Source organism: Neobacillus niacini NBRC 15566, from assembly GCF_001591505.1.
GTDB lineage: Bacteria > Bacillota > Bacilli > Bacillales > Cytobacillaceae > Neobacillus > Neobacillus niacini.
In genome coordinates this window covers 1-13,966 of the sequence record NZ_BCVA01000033.1, presented here as the reverse complement: position 1 = coordinate 13,966, position 13,966 = coordinate 1, and the positions used below count along the sequence as shown (strand labels likewise).

Here is a 13,966-nt window from a genome sequence, read left to right as displayed (position 1 = left end):
AACTGCGGGTATCTATTGATGCCGCAGTTTTTTTGCGTGAAGAGAGTGTTCAAAAAAAGGAGAATAGAACATGATCGTATGTAGCGTTAATCATATAGCAAAATCTTTTGGCGGTAATATTATTTTTGAAAATTTATCTTTTGAGGTCCACGAAGGAAATCGGGTGGGCTTGGTTGGGCGAAATGGCTGCGGGAAAACAACTTTATTAAAGCTGCTTGCCAATCAAGAAACTGTAGACGGCGGCGTTATACATTGGAAAAAGGGGCTGAAAGTTGGCTACCTTGCCCAAATTCCTGAATATAAGGACTTAATTGTTAAGGACGTATTAAAGACAGCATTTGATCAGTTAGTCGAGACTGAAACAAAGTTACAAAAATTAGAAGTCGAAATGGGGCAAGAGTTGACCCCTAACCACCTGCAAATGCTCATGGACCAATATGGAAAGCTCCAAGATGATTTTATCTTAAATGGCGGCTATGAAATGGATGCGCAGATGGACCGAGTTTCCCATGGTTTAAATATTATTGAGCTCTTAGATAAACCTTTTTCACTTTTAAGTGGCGGGGAAAAGACAAAGGTTGGTTTGGCTTTAAGCTTGCTGAAGAACCCTGAACTTCTATTACTTGATGAACCGACCAACCATTTAGACCTAATGGCAATCGAGTGGCTCGGGACATTCCTTAAGGAATATACAGGAACGATTATTTTAATTTCGCATGACCGTTACTTTTTAGACGAAGTGGTCACAAAAGTACTGGATATGGAGGATGGTGAAATTGAGCTATACCATACGAACTTTAGCGGCTTTGTAAAAGAGAAGGAAGAACGGTTATTACGGGAGTTCCAGGAGTATCAGGAGCAACAGCGGAAGATTAAAAAAATGAAGGAAGCGATTAAACGCCTTCGTGAGTGGGCCAATCGCGCCAATCCTCCTAGTGCTGCCCTTCATAAACGGGCTACCAATATGCAGCGGGCACTGGACCGCATGGAGAAGCTTGATCGTCCGAAGCTTGATGTGAAAAAAATGGCAATTGATTTTGAAGCCAATGATCGTAGCGGGAAGGATGTTATTAAATTAGAGGATGTATCAAAAAGCTTTGGCGGCAGAACGCTTTTTGAAAAGGTTAATATGCTTCTTCAATATAAGGATCGAACCGCGATTGTGGGTGAAAATGGAACAGGAAAATCCACGCTAATAAAAATGATTTTAGGTGAATGTGAGAGCGACCTGGGTACAGTTAAAGTTGGCAGCAATGTGAAAATCGGCTATTTGTCTCAGCATGTCTTCCATACAATTGGGGATGATCGGGTTATCGATGTTTTCCGTTCTGAAGTAACTGTGAATGAAGGCGAAGCACGTCATATTTTAGCGCGGTTTTTGTTTTATGGGCCCGCTGTTTTCCGAAAGGTTAATCAATTAAGCGGCGGAGAAAGGATGCGATTGCGCCTAGCGCAGCTTATGTATCAGGACATAAATCTTCTGGTCCTGGATGAGCCGACGAACCATCTTGATATTGATTCGTGTGAGGTCTTAGAAGAAGCCCTTGAACAATTTAATGGCACGATTTTAGCGGTGTCACATGACCGTTATTTTCTCAATAAATTATTTAATAAAATTTATTGGCTTCAGGATGGAACCGTTTTCTACTTTGATGGGAATTATGACTGGGCTAAGGAGAAATTAGGTGCTTTAAAAGTGGTTCAACCAGTTGTGACTGAAAAAACGACACTAAAAAAGGTTGAAAAGCTAAAAACTTCTGCAGTGCCTATGCTGGTTATGGATATAGAACAAAAGCTTGAGGAGTTAGAGGCTCAAATACACTTATTAAAGCAGAGGATGGAAACAGGAATAGACCTGGAAATGCTGCAAAAACAATTCACAGAATTAGAGCGGATGGAAGCAGAAAGAGAACATTTATATAAACAACTCGATGATGTAGTTTAAAATACGCCCCACCCTCAAGAGAAAAGCCTCTCTTGGGGGATTTTTTATTTGGATCGTAACGTTTATAATGGTAAGTGAAATGAAAAGGAGGGGGTTGAATGGTGTATCAAGCTGAAGAATCTCGATATGGTACGATGAAATACAATAGAAGCGGGAAGTCTGGCTTACAATTGCCTGCCATATCATTAGGTCTATGGCATAATTTTGGCGGAGTGGATACATATGAGAATGGCCGTGCCATGCTAAGAAGAGCATTTGATTTAGGAATTACCCACTTTGACCTTGCAAACAATTACGGCCCACCACCTGGATCCGCAGAAGAGATGTTTGGCCGTATGATAAAAACGGACTTTGCACCTTACCGCGATGAAATGATTATTTCCTCTAAAGCTGGTTATACGATGTGGCCGGGACCATACGGGGATTGGGGTTCAAGAAAATACCTGATTGCAAGTTTAGATCAAAGCTTAAAACGGACGGGATTAGATTATGTTGATATCTTTTATTCTCACCGTCCAGATCCGAATACACCGCTTGAAGAAACAATGGGCGCTTTAGACTCCGTCGTCCGCCAAGGTAAAGCATTATACGTCGGTATTTCAAACTATAGTGCAGAACAAACAGAGGAAGCGGTAAAAATTTTGAATCGTTTGGGAACGCCATTAGTCATTCATCAGCCAAGCTATTCTATGTTAAACCGCTGGATCGAAGATGGTCTGCAGGATGTCCTACAAGAAAATGGAGTTGGCTCCATTGCATTCTGCCCGTTAGCTCAAGGTTTGTTAACGAATAAATATGTAAACGGAATTCCAACTGATTCTAGAGCTGCTAAACCGGTAAGCTTCCTAAGTAAAGACCAAGTAACAGAGGAAATTGTAAATCGAGTGAAGAAGCTAAATGAGGTTGCTATCGAACGTGGCCAAAATCTAGCACAAATGGCCCTGGCTTGGGTTCTCAGGGGGGGAAGGGTAACTTCCGCTCTAATTGGGGCAAGTCGGGTAAGTCAAATAGAAGAAAACGTTACGGCGTTAAACAATCTTTCATTCTCAGAGGAAGAATTAAATAGAATCGAAGATATACTAAAAAGTTAAACCTGCCTATTTATTAGAAGGATTATTCTTTCAAATTTTCGATAGTTACTCAGTATAATAGCTGTGGATGCCAAAAAAGTATATGACCTATTTATACAATGGAGCCGAAAATTGAGGCTCCATTTATTTTGCTTTCCGAATTTTCCTGCAATCATTATAATTAGATGTATTAAAGCTTAAGGTTGGTATAAAATGAATCGTTTCTCAAAAAAACAATTAACTTTACTCCTAACAATAACAATAGCAGGAGTAATTTGGTCTGTCATTTTCCATCATCCACTCGTCATTGGATTTCTGCCCGGTTATCTTATTCTTGTCTACCTATCTAAGCGAAATAAACAATATTTTAAACAAATTTTTCAAATTAGTATTCGAGGCATTTATAAGACTAGGATTGTTATTCTTATCCTTTCACTAGTGAGTTTTCTGCTTCCGTCATGGTATCTGTCAGGAACCATTGACCAAATGGTTAAAATTGCTCTATATCTAATTAATCCACATTATTTTTACCTATTAACGTTTGTTACCGCAATGGTATTCTCCATGCTTTTAGGTACAACAGTGGGAACCCTAAGTGCGATTGGTATTCCAATTTTGGGAACGGCTGTGGTCTTAAACCTTCCAACCGAAGTTGTAGCGGGAGCATTGGTTTCAGGTTCGTTTGTAGGAGACCGAACTTCACCATTTTCTAGTGCTCATCAGCTTTTAGCCCATACATTAGAATTACCGGTAAAAAGACAATGGAATGCAATGATCCCTACAACGGTTATGGCTGTTGTGTTATCTTTGCTGTTCTATGGTGCGTTAGACTTCTTTTCTGCTACAAAAATAAATAGCACAGTATCATTACAGTGGAGTGAATTGACACTGTTGAAGTTTATTCCGCCCATGATTTTGCTGCTTTTAGTCATGTTTAGATTTAGCATTATATATGCTTTTTTATTGAGTATAGTAAGTGCAGCATTCATTTCGATCCTAAACGGTGAGTCTGTTTCGGAACTAGCTCTTGTATTTTGGAACGGGATTGAAGGATTAGGCGGGGGCTTCCTGAATATGTATGAACTGCTGCTGTTTCTTGCTTTGGCTGGGGCCTAGAATGGCTTAGTGGAGGAATTGAATGTTATACAGCCATATTTGGATAAATGGCTGCAACGTTCCACCTCTTTAACTGGAGATACATTAAAAACCTTCACAGCCACCTTATTAATTAGTGTAATTGCAGCGAATCAAACGCTTCCGATCATTTTAACTGGAAGATCTTTCTTGCCTCATTGGAAAAAGGAATACGGGGAAGTGGAACTGGCAAGAGTAATGGGGGATACGACGATGTTATTCCCAGGAATGGTACCGTGGAGTGTGCTGGCGATTATGTGTAGTACCATTGTTGGAGTTCCGATTATGGAGTATTTACCTTATGCTTTATTTTTGTGGTTCTTACCACTAATAACGCTGATCGTTTCATTGTTCAAACATGTCCAAAAATCAAAAAGAACAGCGGCTGCTTAACAAAACGGAGTGTAAACTCCGTTTTTTGTTGTGATGAACTCCCTTGTTCAAACATATAAGTGGATATATAGATTTTTGGACAAGGGATGAGAATCATGCTGAAAAAATTAGCTGTGATCGGGTTTGGAAGTACGCTGATCGGAATCGGGGTAAACGGATTTATACTGCCCTTCAATCTAATCAATGGGGGGATGTTTGGGATAAGTATTGTGTTTAATTACCTATGGCATTTTAGCATTGGATTAACCTTTGTGTTATTAAATATTCCTGTTTACCTATATGCCTATAAATCTGATTTTAATTATTTTTTATACGGCCTGATTGGAGCTTTTTTTTCCGGTTTCATGATTGAATTCTTGGTTCCTTTAAGGAATGCATTTCATTTACCGATTATTAGCTCTGTCATTATCGGAGGTACAATCATTGGTATTGGAGTAGGAACAATGCTCAGGAACCACATTAGTCCAGGAGGAATGGATCTGCTTGCACTGCTGCTCGCAAAGTGGACAAAGATTAATGTGGGGATCATTGCTTTTGCCATTGATACAGTGATTATTATATCAAGCCTATTTATTCTACAAGAGCCTAGATTACTATATTCGTTGTTGATTATATCGATCGTAGGTTTATTAGCAACGGTCATTACCTCGTGGAAGTATTATGAAAAAAGCTGACGGTTTAGTAATATAGAAGAAAAAAGTGTGCGAGGTTAACATGTTAAAGCCAGTAAATGATCATATAAAAGAGGAATTAAACATTCTATTTGTCGGTTTCAATCCCAGTATCCGTTCTAGCGAAACAGGACATCATTTTGCCAATCCCAATAACCGGTTTTGGAAAATCTTACACGAAGCAGGATTAACTCCTCGAAAGTACCTGCCTGCAGAAGATGCCAAGCTGTTAAATCTGGGGATGGGGCTAACCAATATTGTAGCAAGGCCCACGAAAGCGGCGGATGAGATTACAAGGGAAGAATACAAAGAAGGAAAAGATATTCTCAGGAAAAAAATCGAGAAGTTTAAGCCTCTGGTAGTTTGTTTTGTAGGTAAGGGAGTATATCAGGAATATAGCGGCTTAAAAAATGTTCCATGGGGAAGGCAAGAGGAATCAGTCGTACCAGGTACGATTGACTTTGTTGCCCCATCTTCCAGCGGACTTGTGAGGATGAAGGTGGAAGAAATCGTAGAGATTTATAAGGGACTTGGTGAAATTATTAATTCCTGACCATGTGAAAATGTGTAATGACCATATTTAGAAAATTAATACAGAGCCAATCAGCCGCCTGGCATTTTTTACCTTCAATTTGGGAAGTGGAATTAATTAGGCAGATAAACAAGAGAAATATGCAGGTAAAAAGGAATTTATGCAGGTAAGTGAACAGAATTCGCAGGTAAGGAACACATTTTGGCAGGTAGGAAGATCTTGAATGAAAAAGGTCATTGAAAAAAAGTCACCAGGATTAGGACTCAAACAAATATGATATCCAATTTTCCAAATATGGGAAAATTGGATAACTGTGCCGGGCAGTAGTCTGGCGTTTTTACCTTCAAGTTGGGTGGAGGAATTAATTAGGCAGATAAATAAAAGGAATATGCAGGTAAAAAGGAATTTATGCAGGTAAGTGAACAGAATTCGCAGGTAAGGGACACATTTTGGCATGTAGGAAGATTTTGAATGAGAAAGTTCATTGAAAAAAGTCACCATGATTAGGACTCAAACAACAAATTTGGTATCTAATTTTCTATATAAAGGAAAATTAGATACCTGTGCCGGGCAGTAGTCTGCTTGTTCACATTCAATTTGGGCTAGGAATTAATTAGGCAGATAAACAAATCGAATATGCAGGTAAAAAGGAATTTATGCAGGTAAGTGAACAGAATTCGCAGGTAAGGGACCTATTTTGGCAGGTAGGAAGGTTTTGAATGAAAAAGGCGATTAGAAACTCAACTTGATACTGAAGAAATAATTCACCAACTATCCATCGTGTTACGTTTCGAACTTTTTACGATAGTGGGCCAAAGCCAATAATGGAAAGATATAACGATAGCTATGATAGTGTATATAAAAAGCACCGGCCATTCCTTGTCCTTTGGGGTAAGCAGTAGTCCAATCCTCTTTCTGCAAATTCTCTAATAAGTATGAGATACCTTTGCGGATCGCCAGCGTTGGTTTGTCGGAAACGCTGATTAAGGCATCCAATGCCCACGCTGTATGGATTAAAGTACTAGCCCCGAGCGACACATAAGTTCTTTTATTATCGCTATAACAAGATTCGCCCCAACCCCCATCACTGTTTTGAATTCTATAAAGCCAATCTACGGCTTTTTGAATACTCTCATCACTTCCAGGTATCCCAACAGCTGATAAACCAGTTACCGCACCCCATGTACCATAAATATAACAAATCCCCCATCTCCCATACCAAGAACCATCACCTTCTTGATGATTCAACAGCCATTTTACCCCCTTTTTAATACTAGAATGATCTTTTGATAAATTCGTATAGTTACCAAAGAATTCAAGGGTACGTCCTGTAATATCTGCACATGATGGATCTGTGAGAATGAACTCTGCCTTCTCAATCGGCAGGAATTCGAACAGCTTGGTATCTGTATTTTTTTCAAAAGCTGCCCAGCCGCCGTCGTCATTCTGCATGGATAACAGCCAGTTAATTCCTCGACTCCAGGCATCATGATGACCAGACCCCATCCTGGAAATCGACCTTAATGAGGCAGTGGTATCATCCACATCAGGATTGATGGTATTAATATCAGAGAAACCCCAGCCCCCTGGTAAACTAGCAGGATTATGGATTACCCAATCCCCGAATTTCGTATGCTGCCTTTTCAGTAAGTATTGATTGGCAGCACCAACCATAGGATCTGCAGGTGAAATCCCAGCCTCTTGTAGTACATAACCAATTAACGAGGTATTCCAAACATCTGCTGTTGTATATTGCAAATGTGGGTGGCCGTCAATCACACATTTCATTGATTTAATCCCTTCAATGGCTTTCAGGATAATAGGATCGCTTTTCTTATATCCTAACGAGAGCAGGGCAAAGATCATTAAAAAAGTAGAACTGTAGTAGCTGTAAAACGTGCCATCATCTTCAATATGATCGAGCATATATTTCTTCGCACGCTGTATGGCCAATTTATGAAGTTGCTGGGGTAGTCCGATTAGATTCTTAACCCCATCTCCGATAAAAGAAAAGAGAGAACGCATTTCCTCTGAACGAATCCACGATCCAGAATCCAGCCTGCCGTCCAGTAAATCCGAGAGGTCAGGACTCTTATCTGTCTTTATCGATAGTTTCTTATCAGCAAGAACCATCATAGGGGTAAAGTTTGCCCTGCCGTATACCGAAAAAGAATAGAAATTAATTGGAAATGAGAGTGGTAATAAAATAATTTCAACCGGCAGATGGGAGAAGGAAGGCCATTCTAATTGCCCTGTTAAGGCTAGCATCACTTTTGTGAACATACTAACCTTTTCAATCCCGCCCTTAGATAAAATAAATTTTTTCGCATTCTGAAGGCGTTTATCCTTTTTGTCATAATAGCCGGAGTATAAAAGGGCGTAATAAGATTCCACCGTAGCCGTAAGATTCCCTTCCCGTTCATCATAAAAGAGTTTCCATGAGCCATTTGTATCTTGTCTGCTCACAATCCTCTCAGCTAGTTCCTTTATTAATTCCTCATCATTTATTTCTAATGTCCGTAATAAAATGATCATATAGGCATCTGTCGATAATCCTGTTTCAAATGGATAATCCCAGGAGCCATCGGGAGACTGATCACTTCTAAGTGTTTTAATCAGCCAGTCAATGCCTTTACTAGTATCGGTCATCGTCACATTCAGTCCTCTCCCAATTGAATATTCTCATCTATACATATTCAGGAAGTAGAAAGAGAATTCTCAAGGGGGGTTATCGTTATTTTATTTATCAGAAGCCGGGAAAAATCGCCAATCGATATCATTAAGGATGAACTAAAGGCAAAAATGAAACAGCCTGCCGACCATGACAATCATAAATTAACGAGTGAGGAGCAAAGTCTGCTAGAAAGGATAAGAAAAGATACAAGTGCTTTGAACCAGAATAATGTCACAAGGACTATGGCCTATTTTGACTTTTATCAAAAACATCCAGAAATCCATTGGGCATTCTTAGGACATATGGTCTCTAGAAATGGCGGCTGGAATATGACTGATTTAAAGGGTGAATTTCTCACACGTATACTTACAAATAAAGAAAGGAATGCCTATTTTACGTTTTTAGAACGAAGCAATTGGCTGATTTTTCAAGATGCGTATCCACAATTTTTACTCTACAGCGAAAGCTTAAAAAGAAATAAACCGCTATTTTATCTTTTACACTATTTAAACATATCTACCTTCATGGAGACTGTTTGGAATTACTTTTGGAGGAAGTCGGACTCGTACATTCTAACAATGGGTCTCGTTATCAATGAACAGAATTATTTAGAAAAAAGGGTTATTCAGAATCCCATCTATCAAAAAGATGTACTAAACACCTTAGAGTTTAAATTGCAGGACTACCTTTCTTTTAATCATATTTTGTTTCCCTATCGTAAAAAGAATCTAGCTGGTCAAACGGTTCACCAGTTTGAATCGTTACATGAGCGTATTTTAATAGGCAAAAGACTGTTTGCTGTGCTTTTTCAAAAAAAGGAATTATTAAATCAATTTGTACAATGGGCGAAAACATACCGCCATACTGGGTCTAGAAAAGATTACTGGCCGCATATCTTTAATAATGTCAACGAAGGAATTCCCGGGATTCCCTATCAGCTTCGTTTAAATGCATGCAAGCTGCGGTGGGGAGCTAAAAAAATTTATAGTCCAGAGTTAACGCACGTCTGGAAAAATGTTCATCACCAAGAAGCGGAAAAGGGAGAATGGTTTCATGATTGGCAAGTAGCCGACTATCTCTCGGAACTCAATGAACCACAAATCAATGGGGAGATTGAATATGAATACTGTAAAACGCTCGAAAGGCTTGAACTTGCCGCCTTGGCAAAAAAAGTCATTACCATTTTTGATTAAAGAATATGCTCCTGTATTAGTTTTGTCCATCTTGCTGGGTACTAGCTTGGATATCTACTTCGTTGGGAAGAATTTGTACATGTTCCCGATTCGGCCGTTTCCTGAAGTATTTTCATTTAATATTGCTTTTACATTTGTCGGACTGCCGATTCTTGTCCTAGCTTTTGTTATGAAAATGAAAGAGGTTAATAAATGGGGGAAAGTGGGAATTATATTATTCCTCAGCTTATTAATACCGATATTTGAAAGGTTTTCTGAACTATTTGGCCTTTTTGAGCACTCTAGTGAGTGGAGACATATATATAGTTTCTATGGGTACTTCATGTTTTTCTCATTTATTTTTTTATTTTATCAATTAACAAATAAAGAACAGTAAAAAAGCCAAGACCGGAGTCTTGGCTTTCTGCAATGCCGCTACCAACGACACTACGTACCCCTTCCGTCCGTACAGTGGTTAAGTGTCCCGCAACAAGCGAATGTTCGGAAGGGGTACTGTTATAATACCACAAATTTTTAAAATTAAACCATGAAACTTTCTTTTCTGCGTTGGAAAGTGTATGATGAAAATGAATTTTTTTACATAAAGGAGATGTTCATTGTGGCAAAAAAAGGACACATACAAATGCAAAACGGTGAAAAAATTGAGTTTGAATTATATCCAAACGAGGCACCTGGTACAGTTGCAAACTTTGAAAAGTTAGCAACTAGCGGCTTTTACAATGGGTTAACGTTTCACCGTGTAATTCCAGGATTCGTAAGCCAAGGAGGTTGCCCTGAAGGCCGTGGAACAGGTGGCCCTGGTTATACCATTAAATGTGAAACACAAGGCAATCCACACACACATGTTCCAGGTGCTCTTTCAATGGCACACGCTGGTAAAGATACAGGCGGCAGCCAATTCTTTATCGTTCATGAGTCTCAGCCGCACCTAAACGGTGTGCATACTGTTTTCGGTAAAGTGACTTCTGGTCTTGAAGCAGCGAAAGCCATGAGAAATGGTGACATCATGGAAAAAGTGGAAGTATACGACGAATAGAATGCAAGCTAGAAGGGCCTTTTGATAAGGTCCTTTTTTGTTGGAATGATTCCATTACCACAGGGCAAATTAACGTAAAACATAAAACATTCACATGGAGGTTCTTATGAAAAGATTTGCGCTGTGTCTCATTCCATTTCTTTTGCTTTCTATGCAAAATCCGGCATTAGCTGAAAAAAATAGAGAAAATCAGCTTAAGGCAGCCATTATTATTGACGATTTCGGCGGTGGAACAGGTGGTGTGAAAGATTTTCTTGAAGGGGATATCCCGATCACTGCCGCTGTTATGCCCTTTACTGAGAATTCTAAGAAACACGCGGAGTGGGCACATGAAAATGGTATAGAGGTAATCGTCCATTTACCGATGGAGCCGAAGAAAGGAAAACGCTCTTGGTTGGGACCTAAACCAATTACAGTAGATCTTTCACCAAAAGAGGTGAAAAAGAGGGTTAAGGAAGCGTTAAAATCCGTTCCTTATGCAGTAGGAATGAATAATCATATGGGCTCTAGAGCAGTAGAGAATGAGGAGATCGTTAGAGCGATTGTCGAAGTAGCGAAGGAAAAGAAGTTATATATTATCGATAGTGGAACAAGCCCTAAATCCCAATTTCCTAAAGTAGCAGAGGAAATGAATGTTCCGCTTTTAAAAAGAGATGTTTTCCTGGATGATATATCATCTTCAAGCCACGTCAGAAAACAGATGAACAGGTTGGCTAAAATAACGGAATACACTGGTAAGGGGATTGCGATAGGTCATGTTGGGGTAACGGGTAAAGTATGTTCTGTAGGTGTTTTTCAATCCATGGAGGAATTTGAAAAGAGAAATATTAAAATTGTACCAGCCTCTCAATTATTTTCAACAAAACTAACTGAACAATATTTTGTTCCATAAGAAATGGCTTGGATTTTTTCCAAGCCATTTTTCGTAGAGCCTTATATTTGAATTTTTTAATAATGTTATTGTAAATATTTTGAATGATTTTGATTCCTTGATCTTTGATTTCACTAAATATATCGTTGTTTTCTTGCCCGTCAATTTTTACGCAAATTCTCATTTCCGTTTTATTTAATCCATCTAACTGAAGAAAATAACTTTTATAAATTTAATGTTGCTTTCGAAATGAGAAAATGAATACCTCAATTCACAATGCTTTTCATCACTCTCTAAAGCTGATACAATTTCTCCTGAAAAGTAATGAACTTGGGAAGGGATTTAACTATGAAATTAGTATCTTGGAATGTAAATGGGCTTAGGGCTTGTGTAAATAAAGGTTTTTTAGATTACTTTAAAGAAGTAAATGCAGATATTTTTTGTGTGCAGGAGACAAAATTACAGGAAGGTCAAATCAATCTTGAACTTGAAGGATACCATCAATACTGGAACTACGCGGTGAAAAAGGGGTATTCAGGCACAGCAGTTTTCACAAAAGTTGAACCAATATCTGTTCGATATGGTTTAGGGGATGAAGCTTCGCAAGATGAGGGACGAATTCTAACGTTAGAATTTGAAAAGTTTTATCTAGTGAATGTTTACACGCCAAATTCGCAAAGAGATTTGGCGAGACTAGGATACAGATTAGAATGGGAAGATCGAATTATCTCCCATCTGATAGACCTAGACCGAGTTAAGCCAGTTGTTCTTTGTGGGGATTTAAATGTGGCGCATCGCGAAATGGACTTGAAAAATCCAAAATCTAACTTAGGTAACTCGGGTTTTACAGTGGAGGAACGAGGAAAAATGACTACACTGCTGGAATCTGGGTTCCTTGATAGCTACCGCTACTTTTATCCGGAAAAAGAAGGAGCCTATACATGGTGGTCATACATGGCTAAGGTTCGTGAGCGGAATATTGGCTGGCGAATTGATTATTTTATTGTTTCAGAAAAACTTCGTGACTCATTACTTACTGCAGATATTCATTGTGAAGTTATGGGAAGTGATCATTGTCCGGTTGTACTTGAATTTGAAATGTAACTCTGTATAAGTTTTTCTTATGGGAATTCATAAAAACCTCATAATTTCTTTTATTAGCTTTATAAAATAAATTAGAAGTAAGAGGTGATACAGATGGATATTAAAAAAGACGTTCAACAGCAATTTGGAAACAATGCTGCTTCGTACGTTTCAAGTCCGATTCATAAGGATGGAAAAGACTTATTGATGATGGTAAAAATGGCAGATGTCAATGGACAGGAAGTACTGCTTGATATTGCGACAGGTGGTGGGCATACAGCAAATGCATTCGCGCCATTCGTTAAAAAAGTGACAGCAGTTGATCTGACAGCAGAAATGTTGGCAGCAGCTAAGAATTTTATTTATAAAAACGGTCATCGAAATGTGGAATTTATTCAAGGGGATGCGGAACAGCTCCCTCTTACAGATGAATCGTTTGATATCGTTACCTGCAGAATTGCACCACATCATTTTCCTAATGTTGATTTATTCATAAAGGAAGTATATCGAGTATTAAAACCAGGCGGACAATTTTTATTGGATGATAATGTTACACCTGAGTCTAAGGAATACGACGCATTTTACAATACAATCGAGAAAATACGGGATTATAGTCATTTTCGTGCTTGGAAAAAGTCAGAATGGATTCAAAAACTTGAGGAAAGTGGTTTGGAAGTTTTTGAATGGCACAGGTTTGAGAAGACGTTTCGATTTGAATCGTGGTGTGCAAATATGAAGCTTTCAGAACTTGAAAAAAATAATTTAACCAAGTTTATTCTTGAATCTTCTAGCAAGATTAAAGATAAATTTAGAATAATCATTCAGGATGAAAAAATTATATCATTTATTGGGGAAGCAATTATTTTAAAGGCGTTAAAGCGTAAGTAAAAAACCCAGTGTATTAAAGAGAACAGTCTCTTTGATACACTGGGTTTTTTAGAATTCAAAAGGACTGTGGAGGTCATTTAGGGCAGTTCCGATTACATCAAATTCAGGAGATTTCTCATTAATGGTTATGTTTTCTTCTGGTTCCACCTGCTTTACGGTCATTTTATCGATGTCTTTCTTCTGTTTGTAACTCAAGGTTACATCATCTCCTTTTTTTATGAATGAAATTATATTGTATTTTTACCCAATAAAAACGTTCTAAACCATTTTTTTTCTTCTCGACACAACTTCTTCAAAGAGTAGGTTGAGAATGATAATATTGTGGAATAATGTCTGTATTACTTTTCGCTTAAAAAAAATTAAAATTTAGTGTTGATTTTTGTCGTGAATCGTTGTAAGATTATCAATGTCGCTGATACGACGCAGCAAAGTTAGCAACTTAGTTTTCTAGTTAGCCTTTTAGAAGGCAATATTAC

The 13,966-nt window shown here is 38.4% G+C and carries 14 protein-coding genes; 12 read left to right on the top strand and 2 right to left on the bottom strand.

The annotated features are described in order from the left end of the window. Window positions 1–70: 70 nt before the first annotated feature. The 6 genes from abc-f (at window position 71) to mug (ending at window position 5,766) form a co-directional block, all read left to right on the top strand. Complete coding sequence (gene abc-f, locus BANA01_RS20175; protein WP_063254426.1) at window positions 71–1,945, top strand: ribosomal protection-like ABC-F family protein; 1,875 nt, start codon at window positions 71–73, stop codon at window positions 1,943–1,945. Window positions 1,946–2,043: 98 nt separating this feature from the next. Further along, window positions 2,044–3,036 (top strand): L-glyceraldehyde 3-phosphate reductase, encoded by a 993-nt coding sequence (gene mgrA / locus BANA01_RS20170; protein WP_063254425.1) that lies wholly within the window; start codon window positions 2,044–2,046, stop codon window positions 3,034–3,036. Window positions 3,037–3,228: 192 nt separating this feature from the next. Further along, on the top strand, window positions 3,229–4,131 hold the full coding sequence (locus BANA01_RS20165) for a Na+/H+ antiporter NhaC family protein (protein WP_235847190.1): 903 nt from the start codon (window positions 3,229–3,231) through the stop codon (window positions 4,129–4,131). Window positions 4,132–4,140: 9 nt separating this feature from the next. Continuing rightward, complete coding sequence (locus BANA01_RS30435; RefSeq protein ID WP_268875101.1) at window positions 4,141–4,542, top strand: Na+/H+ antiporter NhaC family protein; 402 nt, start codon at window positions 4,141–4,143, stop codon at window positions 4,540–4,542. Between the two features lie 95 nt (window positions 4,543–4,637). Then, on the top strand, window positions 4,638–5,216 hold the full coding sequence (locus BANA01_RS20160) for a YitT family protein (RefSeq protein WP_034673458.1): 579 nt from the start codon (window positions 4,638–4,640) through the stop codon (window positions 5,214–5,216). A 40-nt stretch (window positions 5,217–5,256) separates the two neighbouring features. Next, the gene (gene mug, locus BANA01_RS20155; protein WP_034673456.1) at window positions 5,257–5,766 is read left to right on the top strand and encodes a G/U mismatch-specific DNA glycosylase; all 510 of its coding nucleotides are present in this window, start codon (window positions 5,257–5,259) and stop codon (window positions 5,764–5,766) included. Between the two features lie 762 nt (window positions 5,767–6,528). Here the strand turns inward: mug and shc are convergent. Further along, complete coding sequence (shc, locus tag BANA01_RS20150) at window positions 6,529–8,394, bottom strand: squalene--hopene cyclase (RefSeq protein ID WP_034673474.1); 1,866 nt, start codon at window positions 8,392–8,394, stop codon at window positions 6,529–6,531. A 153-nt stretch (window positions 8,395–8,547) separates the two neighbouring features. Here shc and BANA01_RS20145 point away from each other — a divergent pair, with 153 nt between their 5' ends. The 6 genes from BANA01_RS20145 to BANA01_RS20120 all read left to right on the top strand — a co-directional run bounded on the left by BANA01_RS20145 (window position 8,548) and on the right by BANA01_RS20120 (window position 13,490). Next, entirely contained in the window at window positions 8,548–9,612 is a 1,065-nt protein-coding gene (locus BANA01_RS20145) for a DUF2515 domain-containing protein (protein ID WP_052106291.1), read from the top strand. Further along, window positions 9,539–9,988 (top strand): CBO0543 family protein, encoded by a 450-nt coding sequence (locus BANA01_RS20140; protein WP_235847188.1) that lies wholly within the window; start codon window positions 9,539–9,541, stop codon window positions 9,986–9,988. The genes BANA01_RS20145 and BANA01_RS20140 overlap by 74 nt, the downstream gene beginning before the upstream one ends. Before the next feature lie 222 nt (window positions 9,989–10,210). Next, window positions 10,211–10,648: a peptidylprolyl isomerase gene (locus BANA01_RS20135; RefSeq protein WP_034673452.1), complete on the top strand. Its 438-nt coding sequence runs from the start codon at window positions 10,211–10,213 to the stop codon at window positions 10,646–10,648. A 106-nt stretch (window positions 10,649–10,754) separates the two neighbouring features. After that, window positions 10,755–11,540 (top strand): divergent polysaccharide deacetylase family protein, encoded by a 786-nt coding sequence (locus BANA01_RS20130; RefSeq protein ID WP_063254424.1) that lies wholly within the window; start codon window positions 10,755–10,757, stop codon window positions 11,538–11,540. 327 nt (window positions 11,541–11,867) lie between these two features. Beyond that, window positions 11,868–12,623, top strand: a complete 756-nt coding sequence (locus tag BANA01_RS20125) for an exodeoxyribonuclease III (protein ID WP_034673462.1) — start codon at window positions 11,868–11,870, stop codon at window positions 12,621–12,623. A 93-nt stretch (window positions 12,624–12,716) separates the two neighbouring features. Next, window positions 12,717–13,490, top strand: a complete 774-nt coding sequence (locus BANA01_RS20120; protein ID WP_034673460.1) for a class I SAM-dependent methyltransferase — start codon at window positions 12,717–12,719, stop codon at window positions 13,488–13,490. A 48-nt stretch (window positions 13,491–13,538) separates the two neighbouring features. Here the strand turns inward: BANA01_RS20120 and BANA01_RS29625 are convergent, their stop codons facing one another. Further along, window positions 13,539–13,685: a hypothetical protein gene (locus tag BANA01_RS29625; RefSeq protein ID WP_157411840.1), complete on the bottom strand. Its 147-nt coding sequence runs from the start codon at window positions 13,683–13,685 to the stop codon at window positions 13,539–13,541. Window positions 13,686–13,966 lie beyond the last annotated feature (281 nt).